The following is a 16,288-nucleotide window of genomic DNA, read 5'->3' on the forward strand; positions in this document are numbered from 1 at the left end:
TTTAATACTCCCCTTTGTTTAAAAAAAATGAGCCTTACCTTATTAGTATAATAATCCTTCTCGTTAATATCAAAATATTCCGCCACTTTTTATTGCATAACAAAAAATATTTGTTACCAAAATAAAAAGAAACGCTACTTTAAAAGTAGCGCTCCTTTTTTAAAAACGGATTATTGGTTTTGGTTGCCGCGTAATTGCTGCTCTGCCATCTGTACTAGGCGTTTCGTAATTTCGCCACCTACAGAACCGTTTGCACGAGATGATGCGTCAGGACCTAATTGTACGCCAAATTCTTGTGCGATTTCGTATTTCATTTGGTCTAAAGCTTGTTGTGCACCAGGTACACGTAATTTGTTTGAGCTGTTGTTGTTTGCCATCTGTCTCTCACCTCCTTGTGACATTAGAATGCACCGGGAGGAAAGATTAATACATAAAAAACACAGGTAAATTATAGTTTCATTAGGAAATCATTATCAGTTTCTAAAAATTATAGTAAATCCGCGAATTTATCTTCTTTTACTTCCTTCTGAGGGAACTGATATACTTCGCGGTTTTTAACGGCGCGATCAATTAATTCATCGAATTCCGTAAAGCTTTCAAAACGCTGAACTTTTTCTAATTTCGGTTTTGTTTTCGGACTAGACGGTGTAAATATTGTACAGCAATCCTCAAATGGCTGGATTGATGTTTCGTATGTGCCAATATCTTTTGCGATTTTGATGATGTCATTTTTATCTGCTGAAATTAACGGACGTAAAATTGGTGTATTTGTCACATCATTAATTGCAGTTAGGCTTTCCAATGTTTGTGAAGCGACTTGTCCTAGGCTTTCACCTGTTACAATACCTAATGCGCCAACTTCTTCACGCACTTTATCGGCCACTTTCATCATCATACGACGTGTTGATGTCATTGACATATTGTCTGGCACTGCATCTTTTACTGCTACTTGCAGTTCTGTAAATGGAATAACATGCAGGCGAATATTTGCACCGAATTTTGTTAGTTCATTTGCAAGTTCTTTAACTTTCTGTAAAGCATTATCGCTTGTATACGGAGGACTGAAGAAATGAATCGCATCCAGTCGAACGCCACGTTTCATCATTAAGTAACCGGCAACTGGACTATCGATACCGCCTGAAAGCATTAACAGCGATCGTCCATTTGATCCAATCGGCATTCCTCCAGCACCTTGAATTACTTGCGCCATCATATAGATTGCATCTTCACGAACTTCAATTCGCAATGCGAAATCCGGATTTTTCACCTGTACTTTAAAGTTAGGGAAATTTGGTAAGATTGTAGCTCCCATTTCACGCTGTAATTCATGTGTGTTTAATGGGAATGTTTTATCTGTACGATGTACTTCAACTTTAAACGTTAAATCGCCTTTTTCACGATAGTCTTCTAAAATTTCAAAGGCTAAAGCTTTCATCACATCCAAATCTTTTTCACAAGAAGCGACAGGGCTGATTGATTGAATACCGAAAACATGTGGTAAACGATCCATCAGTACATCAAATTTCTCTTTATTTTCAACTTCAATAAACATACGGTCACGCTCTGCACGAATTTTCAGTGGTGCAATATCGTTAAATGAATAACGGACATTATCGCGTAAACGGCTGATAAAATCTTTTTTGTTTCGACCTTTTGTTGATAATTCACCATAGCGAACTAATATTTCCTTAAATATCATTGCATTATTTCTCCTTTTAATTCTTTCATTACGATTGTAAATTGCTTTTTGAATGAAGCAATATCTTCGTCAGTATTAATTGCGCCTAAACTTAAACGAAGGACACCGTTTTTAAAGCGACTATCGATATTTAATGCTTCTACAACATGGCTTGTTTTAGTTTGTTTTGACGAACATGCGCTTGATGTTGAAACGATAATATCACGTTTTTGTAATGCATTTATTAAAATTTCACCTTTAAGTCCTCTAACACTGAAAGATATAATATGCGGTGCACCATCTTTTGGCGAAAGGACATATACTTCCTGACCAAATTGCTCAAAGAAATGATGCAGATCTGCAGACCATTTTTTAAAGTTCTCAAAATTCCCCGGCATTCCTTCTACTGCTAAACGGGCCGCTTTTGCCAACGAAACAGCTTGCGGTACTGCAACCGTACCACTTCTTAATCCGAATTCTTGTCCACCACCAACAATAAATGCTTTCAGTTGAGGTTTTTTACGGAATGCCAACAGGCCACTGCCTTTTAAGCCTTGAATTTTATGTCCTGAAATCGAAATGACATCGGGACCATTATCCCCATTAAAAAAGACTGGCAGCTTTCCGAAACTTTGAATCGCATCAACATGAAACATTGCCTGGCATGTACGATGAATGATTTGTGCCGCTTCTTTAATTGGCTGAACAGCTCCAATTTCATTGTTTACATGCATAATGCTCACGATGATTGTATCTTTGCGAAGCTTTTGCTGTAATTCCTCTAAAGAAATGACCCCATATTTGTTTACTTTCAAGTAGTCAATTTCATAACCTTCCTCTTCCAAACGCTTGACCGCTTCCAAAATCGAAGGATGTTCTATTTCTGTCGTAATAATATGCTTGCCTCTAAAATTACTAGATTTTGCAATACCAAAAAGCGCGGCATTATTCGATTCCGTACCTCCGGATGTAAATAAAATATTCTTTTCGTCTGTATGAAGAATATTTGCCAATTGCTCACGAGCTTTTGTTAATAAAGCATTTGACTCGACTCCTGCACGGTGAATCGATGCAGGGTTGGCGTAATATTGTTCATTTACTAACATAAATGTAGCCAAGACATCTTTGTGCGGTTTTGTTGTCGCACTATTATCTAAATATATCATCTATACTCAACCTTCTTTATTAAAACTAATTTTCCGTAATCTATTAACATTACAGAGTTGCCTGCAATCATCACTTACCAAAGAGAGAGGTTGTGTTAATAGTCAAACTGACTATTAACACAACCTCATAAATGTGCTTATTTATTATAACGCTAAATGGATCAACATGTAACCGTTATGCTTATTATTTTGTAAGCAGCTGCTCCTGAACGAGCTCCTCAATACGTTTAATCGCATTAGGATCGATAATTTCAACCGCTTTTGCTGCATCTTCCAGTGCTTTTATGTAGCGGAATTTCTTGAATGCGTCTTCAGCTTCAAGTAAATTTTCATGTACTTGTCGGTTAGTTGCTCTGTAGCGGTTTCCAAACTGAATAAGACGCTCAATAATTAATACGTTCTCAATCATTTCCTGTGCTTTTTCATGTGTTTCTTCAATCGATTGCTTTGCACTTAGTAAATGCTGGTTTACTTGGATAATATTCAACGGCACTTCCTGTAAGCTTTGAACAACAACAAAAATCTGCTCTGCCGCCTCTTCTAATCTTGCATCCATTTCTTCCGGTATTCCAGGAATATTGGCACGTCCAAGCAGACGTTCGGTATCTTGCAATAAGCGCTTTAAAGTTTCCAATTCAGCTCTTGCTTTATTTTCATCAATACGGAGATTTTTTAGTTTGTTAGAGAACTTTTCCTGCTCTTCAGCAATTTGCTCGATCTCATCAGTAATTTCTTTTAGCTCTTCCTGTAAGCTGGAGTAGGCAGACTTTTCTTCATGAACACGAGTTGATAACAACTCATAGCGTCTTTGTAGAACTTCCAAGTGCTTTAAGCCCACTTTAGGAATTTCCGCCTCTCTGTCCTGCAAACGGTAGCTATGCTGTACATAAGCGACTTCATCATTAATGTCCTTTGTAAGGCGCATTACATCATTAATCACACTGTACATGCCGGAACAGTTGCGTTCCACATACTTTCTTGCCATTACTTCTTTTTCTAGCAAATTGTAAAAATGGTCGATTTCATCATTAATTGTTTCAATTCGTGGTGATACAGCCGGTAAGTTTAATTCAGCAATTGCCGCTTTTAACATTTCTAGTTCATTCTCAAGCCCATTCAAATATTCAGTCAGTTCTAAATGGCGTAAATAATACTTTTGCTCTTCCATTTCACGCTGTCCATTACGAAGTTCATGAATTGCGGTCGGAATTTTTGTTTGAATTTCCGTAAGCAGTGTCGGCACATCATTTAGTAAGCTGAAAATCTCCTGTGCTTCACTGTTTAACTGAAGAACAATTTCACGTGCCTGCAAATAGTTGCCGTCTTTCGTTAACTCATCGAATTCTTCAAACTTTGGTATAAATTGCTCAAGCTTCTTTTCCAATGCTTCCAAAGCAGGACCAAATGAATGCTGGTGTGCCAAAATCGTCTTACGTGCAGAACGGTAATATTCTTTCAACTGTTCAATTTCAATACGGTTTTTCTCTTCACTGCCAATCAATTCATCCAGCTCTGTAATAATCTGCACACGTACTTGCTCACATTTCGCAAGCTCTTGCTCGATGTCACGTTCTGTATGTGTTGCTTTGTTAAATTTAAATCGGTCGACAAATTCTTCCGCATCAAACAATAATTCGTCAATTTTCGGAATTTGCTTATCGACAACATCCAACCAACGATTACGCCAGTTTTCAAAAAGCTCTTCTGTTTGACCGTTCATATTAAGGGCTTTTACTTTTGCGAGCTCCTCAAAAATCGGGTAATGTTGTATTTGTAGTTTTTCCTTATCTAATCGTCCTATTTCTGCATTATGCTTGCGTCTTACTACTAAGCCTGCCATTAATAATGCTAATAGTACGACGACAACAATGATGATATACTTTATCATTGTAAGCCCCCTAATCCCAAATAAAATCAATATTTTAGCTATATACGTATTATTTATAATAACATGTTTTCTAATATTTGTTTAACTATTTCCAGCTTTTTTTACTTTTAAATACCATATTTTTGAAGGAAGGTCATTCAATTGAAACGAGACGGTCATATACATACACCTTTTTGTCCCCATGGTTCTACAGATTCGATAGAAAAATATATCGAAAAAGCGATAACAAGCGGATTTAAAGAAATCACATTTACGGAGCATGCACCTTTACCTGAAAACTTTGTCGATCCAACACCTGACAAGGATAGCGGAATGAACCCTGCTTATTTGATGGATTACTTTAAACAACTGCAGTGCGCAAAAGAACAGTACGAATCACAAATTAAAATCAACATTGGGCTGGAGGTCGACTATATTGTCGGCTTTGAACATGAAACAAAACAATTTCTCAATGAAGTCGGCCCATTATTGGATGATGCGATATTATCCGTACACTTTTTGAATTTCCAAGACGAATATGTATGTATTGACTTTTCACAAGAAGTATATTTACAATTTGCCAATAAGGTTGGCGGCATTCTTCCTATGTATAAGCTATACTACGAAACCGTGAAAAAGTCGATTATGGCGGATTTAGGTTTATACAAACCTAAGCGGATAGGACATCCTACACTAATTCATAAATTTCAGCTTGCCCACAACGAACAGGTCGATGACGCAGCTGACATAAATGAACTATTAAAGAAGATGCAGAACAGCCATTATGAGCTTGATTTTAATAGTGCTGGCCTAAGTAAACCGTATTGTAAGGAGACATACCCGCCCTATCAATTTGTGAAACAGGCAATTAATTTACAAATTCCAATTGTTTTCGGTTCGGATGCCCATACGGTAGCGGATTTACATCAGCATTATGAAACATTACTGAAAAAAATAACTTTTTAATTGGAGGATTCTATGTTTGGAAATATCACTTATAACGGTTCAATAACAGACCAGTACGAACAGCTATCTAAACAGCTGGATGCATTGCTTGAAGGGGAAAATAACTTAATCGCTAATCTAAGTAACGCTTCAGCTTTATTAAATACTTTTTTAAAAGAAATTAACTGGGTAGGATTCTATTTAATGAATGAAGGCGAATTAGTGCTTGGACCATTCCAAGGCTTACCGGCTTGTGTACGAATTCCTGTCGGGCGCGGTGTTTGCGGTACAACGGTTTCCAAGGAGCAAACAATGGTTGTAGACGATGTTCACGTTTTCCCTGGCCATATTGCTTGTGACGCTGCATCAAAATCGGAAATCGTTATTCCATTAATTAAAAATGGTGTCGTTATAGGTGTTTTAGATATCGACAGCCCGGTTGAAGCACGTTTTACTGCTGAAGATAAAGATGGTTTGGAAAAATTTGTGGATGTACTGTTAAAACATATTTAATTACTAAAAAGGGAGTGCCCGAAAAGTTATTCCGGGTACTCCCTTTAATATTGCAGTTCCATTGGTTTTTCATATACACATAAACGGTTTTTTCCGTTTCGCTTTGCATGATATAACGCAATATCAGCTTGCGCAAACATATTTTTGAAATTAGGACGACTGCTCTTATGCCATGTAATCATACCCGCAGAAACAGTAACTGATGGATTTGATACACTTGGTACCATTTGTACAATCGAATCCGAAATTCCCATCGCTTCACTGTCTGAAATATTCGGAATATAAATGGCAAGCTCTTCACCGCCCCAGCGCGAGCAAATGCCCCTTTTCCCTATTTCATTTTGCAGTCGCCTAGCAATTTGTACGATTACTTCATCCCCGACTTGGTGCCCATATGTGTCATTAACCTTTTTAAAGTTATCGATATCAATTAAAAGGAACATTCCTGAATCGTCCTTTTGAATGGAATTTTCTACGTATGAATCAGAGTAACTTCTTGCGTAAAGCTTTGTTAAATGGTCCCGATCCACCATCTCCTGAAGTTGTTCACGTAAAACAGAATTGGAAATGGCTAATGACGAATGGTGAATAAGCGATTGCATTAGCTTAAAGCTATCAAAGGAGAAAAAATACGGCTCTTTATGCAATACAATGCTAAACCCGATAATATCTTCTTCAACAATCATTGGAATGGCCATTATCGACTTATACTCAATGTCTCCTGAAATAAGACGGCTGAAATCAGCAATAAACAATGGGTCTTGTGTCGTCTGAAAATGTTTTTCCACATGCTGGACATATACATTGCACGCTACATAATCGAAAAGATCTGTACACGCTTCGGTCATGATATACTTTTCATCTTCTTTAAACATGAAACCAATTTCCATAGGCTGAAAAGATTTCAACATTTGCTTTTGTAAAAATAAAAGCATCTCACTGATCGTCAATTTCATATTTAAACGGTGGGAAGTTTCATTGATTAACTGTAAATCCGTGATGAGACGATGTGATTGATGATAGAGTTTTGCGTTTTCCAAGGCATTTCCTGAAGCTTGCGCAAGCATCCGGATAAATTCTTTTTCCGAATTAGCGAATGAGTAATTGATTGGTGCTTTCACCTGTAAAATTCCGTATATTGCTTGTCTCCCTTTTATAGGCACATTTAATAATCGACGGTTTTGTTCAACAGCTATATCTTCTTTCAATTCTCCCGATACAAAAGACTCGATTGTTGCAGGCCGCTCTGATAAATAGTCAAAAGGCTTTATTTTCACTCTCGTTTGACGGTCTTGGTCATTTGACAAGATCAGCTCTACTTCAAGTCCAGGGAAATTTTCTTCTATTGTAATAAGCACATTTTCCAAAATTACATCAATGTCCATCGTTGAATGGAAAAGATCTGTCATCCCATATAATTTACGGTACTTTTGCTCATTCGAGTACACTTCGTATTTTTGGATTAAATATTTATAGGAAGCGGATATTGCCCCTATTATTTCTTCGGTCAGCACTGTTTGTATAGGTGCCTCGACAGGATTATATTTAAATATAATAATAGCTTCTATTTTATCATTTATTATAAGTGGCATAACATCCGTATGGGTTTCAAAATACGGCTGTTCTTTTAAAAACCCGGGTAACTTCACAACTTTGTTACCATTAAAATAGGGTTGTATTAAATCTAATGCTACATCAACATTCAGTAATTCTAAGTTGTCGATCGGTTTCAATTTATTTTCGCTTACATGAAATAAAAAACAATGTTCCATATTAAAGTGTTTATTTAGGCTTTCTTCTAATAGGAAAAAGTAATCATAAAATTTACTTCGTTGTAATTTCTTATTCATACAAAGGCTTAAAATATCCGATTTAAATTGATCAATCTTTTGTTGATTTTCCACCATTAAATCACCTTTTCTTTTACTATTGCGATGTCGGTTCTTTTCACTTAACATCAAGTATACACATTTTATGTCTTATTGACTATTTAAATTTGTTATATTTTTCTAGTAAACACCCCAATTTGGATTGTTTTTTGAATATTAAAGTATTTTTCCGTTCTTATCTACTACCCGCTTTTGTGCTTAAATACCCACAAAACGATAAATTATTTTTATTTTTATTTACTTCATATTATATTCAAAAAGTAAAACACCTTTGTTGACGGATAGATAAAAAAAAGATACAATAGCCTTTGTGTAAAATGAATGCAGTAGTTGTATAACTTAAATGTAGTATTTTATTCCTTCTGTGTAGACAGAATGGTGTATTGTGTAACCCTTTCGGCTGCATGGGCGAAGATACATGAAAATAGAATACCGTTTAATGTCGGGTACAACTGGTTTTTTCTTTTACAACAAAAACCAATTTTAAGGAGGAGACACAATTATGTCTCGTTATACAGGTCCATCTTGGAAACTATCTCGTCGTCTTGGTATTTCATTAAGCGGCACAGGTAAAGAAATCGCAAAACGCCCTTACGCACCAGGTCAACACGGCCCGAACTCTCGTGGTAAAAAATCAGAGTACGGTCTACAATTAACTGAAAAGCAAAAATTACGTCATATGTATGGTATGACTGAACGTCAATTCAAAAACACTTACCTACGTGCTGGTAAATTACAAGGTGTACACGGTGAAAACTTCATGATTTTACTTGAAACTCGCCTTGACAACCTAGTTTACCGTTTAGGTTTAGCTCGCACTCGTCGTGCAGCTCGTCAATTAGTTAACCACGGTCACATCTTAGTTGATGGTAACCGCGTTGACATTCCATCTTACTCAGTAAAACCAGGTCAAACGATCTCTTTACGTGAGAAATCAGCTAACCTTTCAGTTGTTGCTGAATCAATCGAAGTAAACAGCTTCGTACCAGAATATTTATCATTCGATGCAGACTCTAAAGTAGGTACTTTCGTACGTTTACCAGAGCGCTCTGAATTATCTTCTGAAATCAACGAACAATTCATCGTAGAGTTCTACTCTCGTTAATCTTTCGAGCTTCAGATATATATTCGAATCAAACCATCAAGCCCTGTTTATCGGGTGCTTGGTGGTTTTTTATTTAGATTTATTTTCTGCAAAATTTTTTCAAAATTGTTCAATCGCCCCGATCAACCCTTCTTCGTTGAATAGGATAACGAGGAAAGGGGGTGAATATTATGGGTTACGGTTATGAAGGATATCAAAATCAAAACTATAATAACTACGGTGGTTACGGCTGTGGTGGTGGCGGTAACAGCGGCGGTAACAGCTTAACATTCGTTCTAATTGTTGTTCTATTCATTCTTTTAATTATTGTCGGTGCTACTTTCGCTTACTAATAACTCCGATTCCAAAGAAGGCTTATAGCTAGCCAGAAATAAATCCAACTACTTATTACTGCTTCTCGCCCTTAGGGTCACTTCCCCCAGTGACCCTTTTTATTTTGAATTTCATCGATTATTTATTCAGCTCTCCTGCTTGTAGACGTAAACTTTACACCCGCAAACAATAAAAAAAGATGCTGTACGCTATATAGCTGCAGCATCCTTTCTATTAACTCGTAACAATCCTTACTAAATACGCTTAAAACAAAAAGTAAGTTGCTCCTAGTACCGCAATTACTATAAACGAAGCAAAAAATGCTTTCCACTTAGATATACGGTGCACTTCCGAAATCCCTATAACTGTGATGACATATGTCCAAATACTGCTAATAATAATCAGTGTCCCACAAACAAATTGCAGAATCAAATCACCTAGTGATGTCTCCATATAGGAAATAGAGAAAAATGACTGTGGTGCGAATTGCATCCAGAACAGAAGAACCGGCAATATCCAAATATAAGGAATCATTGTCACACTGATCATGCGGAACATTTCTTTAAACTTCCCTGTACCACCGAATGCTTTTGCTGATAGTGTCAATACGCCTGCCGATAAAACTGTTGAAAGAAAATATAGTACTAAACTTAAAAGAAATGTTGAATAAACGATATCTCCCAGCGTATATTGCCCTGTAAATTCACTACCGATAAAGCTGACTAAATTACTAGCAAACACTCCGATAATACCAACGAAAATGAAATAAGATAACTTTTTAGTTGTTAACACATAACGAATAGTATCTCGGGGTTTAACAGCAATGCTTAATATTGCATGTCGATCATCGACTGTACCTGTTAATTGCTCACTCAAAATAACATCCCCCTAAAAATATGTATACAATCTATTATACTGATATTTTTAAGGTGATACAAAATTATTGCTTCTTTAGTAGCATACCAATCTTTTACTATTCGGCAGATTTAAGAGATACATAGCCCGCCTTTTCCACTAATGCCTGCCCTTCATCCGAGAGCACCCAATCAATCACCTGTTTAACATTTCCTGTTGGCTCGCCTGCTGTCACAATATAAAATTCAGAAGCAATTGGATACGCATTGTTGCGAATTGTTTCTCTTGTCGGTGCAACCCCATCGATTTCCAAAAGTTTAATTTCTTTATTTTTTACCATCTCATTTGAATAATAGCGGAAAGTATAACCGATTGCGTTTTTATAATTTTTATATTGGGACACTTCATTGATAATTCCGCCCATTCCTGTCGCTATATCTTCCGTTGGGGCTTCCATTAACGGTTTATCCCCCATAAGCCGTTGTAATGCTGTTTGTGATCCGCTGTCCTCAGGTCTTTGGAATGCACGGATCGCATCGTCTTGTCCGCCAACTTCAGACCAGTTTGTAATTTCCCCTGCATAGATTCCCTTAATTTGTTCGAGCGATAAACGATCGACTTTGTTTTTACTGTTCACGAAAAAGACAAATGCTTCTTTTCCAATAGGCGTCAAATGAAGTTTAATCCCCTGTTGTTCTGCCTGGTGAATTTGTGAATCGGATGGGCCCGCTACAAATATCATATTCGTATTACCAAAAATCAGGTTCGTATAGGCTTCGTGCGTCTGATTCACCATCACTTCACTCTTATAAGGATTATATTCTCTTTCAGGATAAAGGTGCTCTGTAATGGCTGCATACAATGGATACAAAGCCGTTGCACCATCCATCTTCGGTAAAGGTTCCTCTATTTTTAAACTCGGTTTCTTATCCAATTGCACTAATTTATTCTGATCTGTAAATGGCTCATATTGATAAATATTCACTTCCGCGTCAACAGTCGGTACCCTGCCATCGAACCATTTATAAATTGGTTGTATCGAGGTGATGACCAAAACAATTCCGGCAATTGACCAAAATATTTTTATACGCTTACTGTTTTTGTAAAATACATCAAAAATCACAAGGACAAAACCAATATATAAAATGACCGCAGCAGAAACTACTAACGGTATATAATGAATCTTGCCGCTAAATGCTACAAAAAATAACAATATGAAAGTGAAAAAGCAAACCGTCAGTAAGACAAAAATCGAAATGACAATTTTCCCTAAATAAGATTTATTTTCCATACTTCCACCCCTCTCCCCTATACGTTCTTTATGAAACGAAATATTCCTTTTAAAAAAACGTCCTGGAAAACTACTTCCCAAGACGTTTAATTTAATTAAGCAAATTTCACCATATGGTATTTTTTCTTACCGCGACGAATAATGGCAAAGGCGTCTTCCAAACGGTCCTTCGCATCGATTACATATTCCAGATCCGTAATTTTTTCTCCGTTCACGCTAATTGCACCGTTCGTAACATCTTCACGCGCCTGACGCTTTGATGAAGAAATTCCTGCTTCTACGATTAACTCCACGATATTTTTGTCTTCTTTCGCCACTTCTACAGAAGGTACACCAGAGAAGGCTACTTTCATTTCCTCCACTGACAATGCTTTTAAGTCACCGGAGAATAATGCTTTTGTAATACGCTCTGCGGCTTCCAGACCTTCCTCACCGTGGATCAGACGTGTCATTTCTTCAGCCAACGCTTTTTGCGCTTTACGTAAATGCGGCTCTTCTTCAACACTTACTGCAAGGCCTTCAATTTCTTCACGTGTCAGGAATGTGAAGATTTTTAAGTATTTCACAACATCTGCATCCGCAGTATTGATCCAGAACTGGTAAAACTCGTATGGAGATGTTTTCGCAGCATCGAGCCATACAGCGCCGCCCGCTGTTTTACCGAATTTTGTACCATCCGCTTTTGTTACAAGAGGAATTGTAATACCGAACGCTTTCGCATTTTCATCATGCGTTTTACGAATCATTTCCAATCCTGTTGTAATATTGCCCCACTGATCCGAACCACCTACTTGAATTCGAACGTTGTGATGATCGTATAAATGATTGAAGTCAATACCTTGGATTAATGTGTAAGCAAATTCAGTAAATGAAATACCTGAATCCAGGCGTGACGCAACTGTATCTTTATTTAAGATGTAGTTTACATTGATCAGTTTCCCATAATCACGAAGGAAATCGATTAATGTCATTGGACCTACCCAATCATTATTGTTTACAAGAACAGCTCCATTTGCAGCATCCGATGAAAAGTCGAATAAGCGCTCCATTTGCTTTTTAAGACCCTGCACATTTTTATCGATCTGGTCCATCGTCTGTAATTGACGCTCTTCTGAACGGCCAGATGGATCCCCAACTGTACCTGTAGCTCCACCAACTAATAAAATCGGTGTATGACCTGCTTTTTGGAAACGGCGTAACGTAAGCAATGGCACGATATGTCCGATATGCATCGAATCCGCTGTCGGGTCAACACCTACATACAGGGAAACCTTCTCTTCGTTTAATAACTTTTCCATACCTTCCGCGTCTGTTTGCTGGTATAACAATCCGCGCCATTCCAAGTCTTGCAGTAATTCGTTTGTCATTTATTTTCTCTCCTTTTACATGATACGTCATTTACTTGTAAGGAAATAAAAAAGTCCCTACACGCAAATGCATGCAGGGACGTCAAATTTTTATTTAACGCGGTACCACCCGGCTTGAAGAAATTTAAATCTCTTTCTTCCACTTTAAGCGTCTATAACGTGACGATCCGTTCAGGCTCCAAGTACGTAATTCATAAATGCGCTATGTCTAGCTTTCACCAACCGCTAGCTCTCTATGCAGGGAACACATTTATTACTGCAAACTCTTCGTTGCCTGAAATTTATATTTTCTATTCTACCTAGAAAATAGTTGATGTCAATATTTATATTCGTTTATATATCAAATATGCTATAATAAACAAGATTTTAGGAGGTCGATGATGTGAAACAATGGCTTGAAAAATTAAATAAAAAAATCGAAATCCTTGCTTCTTCAGAAAGAATGCGCTTCGTCAGAATTGGAGGCGGTGTATTCTGGAATTTAACTTTACTGGCTATTATTTTTATAGCTGCGACACTGTTGTTTGTCGGAGGTGTAGGCGCAGGTTACTTCGCATCATTAACAAAGGATGAACCTTTGCGATCGAAAGAAGAGATGCGCGAACAAATTTTCAGCTATGAAGAAACAAGTGAACTTTATTTTGCGAACGATATTTACATAGGAAAGATCAGAACTGATTTAGATCGACGTGAAACATCGCTAGCTAATATATCCCCATCCTTAATTAATGCTGTTCTTGCTACAGAGGATGAATATTTCCGTGAGCACACCGGCATTGTGCCGAAAGCGGTATTACGTGGATTACTGCAAGACGTATCCAACTCGTCTACACAGACAGGTGGCTCTACCCTAACACAGCAATTAATAAAAAACCAAATATTAACGAATGAAGTTTCTTATGAACGTAAAGCGAAGGAAATTTTACTTGCGTACCGTTTGGAACATTTTATGACAAAAGAAGAAATACTCGAAGCCTATTTAAATATCATCCCGTATGGCCGAAATTCTTCAGGTCGTAACATTGCCGGTATCGAAACGGCTGCACAGGGGATTTTTAGTGTGTCCGCATCTAAATTAAATTTACCGCAGGCAGCTTATATTGCCGGTATCCCTCAGGCACCTTTCACATACACGCCTTTCACAAATAAAGGTGAGCAAAAAAGTGCGGAAGGGATGCAGCCAGGTATTGACCGTATGAAAACGGTTCTTTATCGTATGCAGGAAGCAGGCTATATTACGAAGAAAGAATATGACGAAGCAATTGCCTATGATATTTCGAAAGACTTCAAAGGATATGAAATCCGTCCGGAAGAAAAATATCCTTGGTTAACAGCAGAGCTTGAGCTGCGTTCAAAAGAAATTTTCGCGAAAATACTTGCCGAAAAAGACGGCATTGACCCGGACCGTTTAAAAGAAGAAGAGAACTTAAATGAAAAATATACAATACTGGCAGACCGTACAATACGTTCAGGCGGTTACCGTATTTACTCAACGATTAATAAAGACATGTATGATGCCATGAAAAAAGTGACGGAAGAATTCACTTTATACGGACAAACATACAAGAAAAAAGAAAAAGATCCTGAAACAGGCGAAGAAATCGAAGTGGATGTTCCCGTACAAACAGGAAGTATGGTAATCGAAAACAAAACGGGCCGTATTTTAAGTTTTGTTGGCGGGCGTGACCATGAAATTGAACAATTGAATCATGCGACACAAGCTTACCGTTCAAACGGTTCAACGATGAAACCGTTACTTGCCTATGCACCAGCGCTTGATTACGGTGTCATTGGTGCAGGAAGCCCTGTAGTGGATGTGAAATTCAAACGTAGTTATGACAACTATGAACCCGTCAACTATATTCCAACACAGGAACTAGGAATTATTCCAGCACGACAAGCAGTTGCATCATCACAAAACTTAGCAGTACTGCGTTTGTATGATTCAATTTTAGATCGTCGTCCAGCAACCTATTTGGAAAAAATGGGCTTCTCAAAGTTGACTGAAGGAGATTATGTCAATCTTTCTACATCTATTGGCGGGATCACTCACGGGGCAACTGTCGAAGAAAATACAAATGCCTATACAACCTTTGCAAATAACGGACAATTTAACGATGCCTACATGATTGAACGCATTGAAGATCTGGATGGCAATATTATTTATGAACATGAAGCTACTCCAGTTGATGTATTTGCACCGGAAACTGCCTATATGATGACTGATATGCTACGAGGTGTTATGAAGCAAGGTGGTACCGCAACATTGGCGAAGAGCCAATTGAAATTCTCATCTGACTTTGCCGCAAAGACAGGGACTACACAGGACCATAAAGATGTTTGGCTAGTAGGATACAATCCGAATATTTCTGTTGGCGTTTGGTTAGGTTATGACCAGCCACGCACACTTTATGCATTTAATAACCGTTACCAGCATCCAAGTCAGCGTGTAAACCGGTTATGGGCTAATTACCTGAATACGCTTTATGACATTGACCCGGAATTAGTCGGTACGAAAGAAACTTTCAAAAAACCTGAAGGCGTTGTAACACGATCATTTTGCGGCATTTCAGGTCTGGCACCTTCTACTTCATGTGCCAATGCCGGTTTAGTTACGTCAGATTTATTTAATAAAAATGTATTTTTACCGTCTCAGCCGGATGACAGCTTTGTATCTTCTACATCGGTTGTTATCAACGGCAACACATATGCCGCATTACCGAATACACCTACTGAATTTGTCCAAATGAGCGGATTCGGATTAAATCAGGCATTTGTTGACCGTATGTTAGGCAGACTGGGTGGTGACGCATCGAAATTATTGTCATTCACATCAGGTAAAGGTGTTGTAACCGGTGCACCATTCTCGGCAGACAGTGCACCACCGCAACCTGTTTATGCTACATTGGCAAACGGTTCACTTTCGTGGACAGCCTCTTCATCAAATGATGTCGTCGGCTATCGTGTTTATAGTGTTACCGATCAAGGAAGATCGCTCGTACGCTCATTAAAATCTTATGAAGGGTACCGGGTATCTGTTTCACCAGGTGTTCGCTACATCGTCGTAGCAGTTGATATTACAGGATTGGAATCAGGCTATTCGAACGAAGTTGGAGAAGTTGTCGAAACGGCTCCACCGGAAACGGAAGATGAGGAAAATGTTGTACCTGGAGAGGTAATTGAAGAACCCGAAGAGCCCGAAGATCTTGACGAAATTGAAGTTGACGTTGATCCTGTCGAACCATCAGGAGAATAACAAAAAAATCTCACCAACTAGTAAAAATAGTTGGTGAGATTTTT

General features: G+C 37.9%; 13 protein-coding genes and 1 other annotated feature. Of the genes, 5 read left to right on the forward strand and 8 right to left on the reverse strand.

What is annotated here, in order from left to right:
* Positions 1–170: 170 nt before the first annotated feature.
* From CBM15_RS17180 to ezrA, 4 genes are all read right to left on the reverse strand, one after another.
* Positions 171–377 (reverse strand): alpha/beta-type small acid-soluble spore protein, encoded by a 207-nt coding sequence (locus CBM15_RS17180; protein ID WP_008407794.1) that lies wholly within the window; start codon positions 375–377, stop codon positions 171–173.
* Positions 378–487: 110 nt separating this feature from the next.
* The gene (gene thiI / locus CBM15_RS17185; RefSeq protein WP_008407795.1) at positions 488–1,699 is read right to left on the reverse strand and encodes a tRNA uracil 4-sulfurtransferase ThiI; all 1,212 of its coding nucleotides are present in this window, start codon (positions 1,697–1,699) and stop codon (positions 488–490) included.
* The gene (locus CBM15_RS17190; RefSeq protein WP_087618423.1) at positions 1,696–2,844 is read right to left on the reverse strand and encodes a cysteine desulfurase family protein; all 1,149 of its coding nucleotides are present in this window, start codon (positions 2,842–2,844) and stop codon (positions 1,696–1,698) included. Before CBM15_RS17190 ends, thiI begins: the two co-directional genes overlap by 4 nt.
* 184 nt (positions 2,845–3,028) lie before the next feature.
* Entirely contained in the window at positions 3,029–4,732 is a 1,704-nt protein-coding gene (gene ezrA / locus CBM15_RS17195; protein ID WP_087618424.1) for a septation ring formation regulator EzrA, read from the reverse strand.
* Between the two features lie 141 nt (positions 4,733–4,873).
* On the opposite strand from ezrA, the gene hisJ reads away from it, so the two are divergent.
* Complete coding sequence (gene hisJ, locus CBM15_RS17200) at positions 4,874–5,677, forward strand: histidinol-phosphatase HisJ (protein WP_087618425.1); 804 nt, start codon at positions 4,874–4,876, stop codon at positions 5,675–5,677.
* A 12-nt stretch (positions 5,678–5,689) separates the two neighbouring features.
* Positions 5,690–6,169: a GAF domain-containing protein gene (locus CBM15_RS17205; protein ID WP_087618426.1), complete on the forward strand. Its 480-nt coding sequence runs from the start codon at positions 5,690–5,692 to the stop codon at positions 6,167–6,169.
* Between the two features lie 44 nt (positions 6,170–6,213).
* Here the strand turns inward: CBM15_RS17205 and CBM15_RS17210 are convergent, their stop codons facing one another.
* A complete protein-coding gene (locus CBM15_RS17210) occupies positions 6,214–8,076 on the reverse strand; it encodes a sensor domain-containing diguanylate cyclase (RefSeq protein WP_087618427.1) in 1,863 nt (620 codons plus the stop codon).
* 484 nt (positions 8,077–8,560) lie between these two features.
* Between CBM15_RS17210 and rpsD the strand changes: the two genes are divergently transcribed.
* Both rpsD and CBM15_RS17220 read left to right on the forward strand, forming a co-directional pair.
* On the forward strand, positions 8,561–9,163 hold the full coding sequence (gene rpsD / locus CBM15_RS17215; protein WP_008407801.1) for a 30S ribosomal protein S4: 603 nt from the start codon (positions 8,561–8,563) through the stop codon (positions 9,161–9,163).
* Positions 9,164–9,333: 170 nt separating this feature from the next.
* Positions 9,334–9,495 carry a YjcZ family sporulation protein gene (locus CBM15_RS17220; protein ID WP_008407802.1) on the forward strand — a complete coding sequence of 54 codons (162 nt, stop codon included), beginning with the start codon at positions 9,334–9,336 and terminating at the stop codon, positions 9,493–9,495.
* Between the two features lie 244 nt (positions 9,496–9,739).
* On the opposite strand, the gene CBM15_RS17225 is transcribed toward CBM15_RS17220, so the two are convergent.
* From CBM15_RS17225 to tyrS, 3 genes are all read right to left on the reverse strand, one after another.
* On the reverse strand, positions 9,740–10,351 hold the full coding sequence (locus CBM15_RS17225) for a Yip1 family protein (RefSeq protein WP_008407803.1): 612 nt from the start codon (positions 10,349–10,351) through the stop codon (positions 9,740–9,742).
* A gap of 97 nt (positions 10,352–10,448) precedes the next feature.
* Positions 10,449–11,621 (reverse strand): substrate-binding domain-containing protein, encoded by a 1,173-nt coding sequence (locus CBM15_RS17230; RefSeq protein ID WP_087618428.1) that lies wholly within the window; start codon positions 11,619–11,621, stop codon positions 10,449–10,451.
* Positions 11,622–11,716: 95 nt separating this feature from the next.
* Positions 11,717–12,988 carry a tyrosine--tRNA ligase gene (gene tyrS / locus CBM15_RS17235; protein ID WP_087618429.1) on the reverse strand — a complete coding sequence of 424 codons (1,272 nt, stop codon included), beginning with the start codon at positions 12,986–12,988 and terminating at the stop codon, positions 11,717–11,719.
* 72 nt (positions 12,989–13,060) lie between these two features.
* Positions 13,061–13,268 (reverse strand) — a binding site (T-box leader).
* Positions 13,269–13,370: 102 nt separating this feature from the next.
* Between tyrS and CBM15_RS17240 the strand changes: the two genes are divergently transcribed.
* On the forward strand, positions 13,371–16,244 hold the full coding sequence (locus CBM15_RS17240; protein ID WP_087618430.1) for a transglycosylase domain-containing protein: 2,874 nt from the start codon (positions 13,371–13,373) through the stop codon (positions 16,242–16,244).
* The last annotated feature ends 44 nt before the right edge of the window (positions 16,245–16,288 follow it).

It is taken from the genome of Solibacillus kalamii (assembly GCF_002174535.1).
Lineage (GTDB): Bacteria > Bacillota > Bacilli > Bacillales_A > Planococcaceae > Solibacillus > Solibacillus silvestris.

Bases quoted from the DNA above. Each gene is read 5' to 3' on its own strand.
- CBM15_RS17180 (WP_008407794.1), bottom strand. From the start codon at position 377: ATGGCAAACAACAACAGCTCAAACAAATTACGTGTACCTGGTGCACAA.
- thiI (WP_008407795.1), bottom strand. From the start codon at position 1,699: ATGATATTTAAGGAAATATTAGTTCGCTATGGTGAATTATCAACAAAA.
- CBM15_RS17190 (WP_087618423.1), bottom strand. From the start codon at position 2,844: ATGATATATTTAGATAATAGTGCGACAACAAAACCGCACAAAGATGTC.
- ezrA (WP_087618424.1), bottom strand. From the start codon at position 4,732: ATGATAAAGTATATCATCATTGTTGTCGTCGTACTATTAGCATTATTA.
- CBM15_RS17205 (WP_087618426.1), top strand. From the start codon at position 5,690: ATGTTTGGAAATATCACTTATAACGGTTCAATAACAGACCAGTACGAA.
- CBM15_RS17210 (WP_087618427.1), bottom strand. From the start codon at position 8,076: ATGGTGGAAAATCAACAAAAGATTGATCAATTTAAATCGGATATTTTA.
- rpsD (WP_008407801.1), top strand. From the start codon at position 8,561: ATGTCTCGTTATACAGGTCCATCTTGGAAACTATCTCGTCGTCTTGGT.
- CBM15_RS17220 (WP_008407802.1), top strand. From the start codon at position 9,334: ATGGGTTACGGTTATGAAGGATATCAAAATCAAAACTATAATAACTAC.
- CBM15_RS17230 (WP_087618428.1), bottom strand. From the start codon at position 11,621: ATGGAAAATAAATCTTATTTAGGGAAAATTGTCATTTCGATTTTTGTC.
- tyrS (WP_087618429.1), bottom strand. From the start codon at position 12,988: ATGACAAACGAATTACTGCAAGACTTGGAATGGCGCGGATTGTTATAC.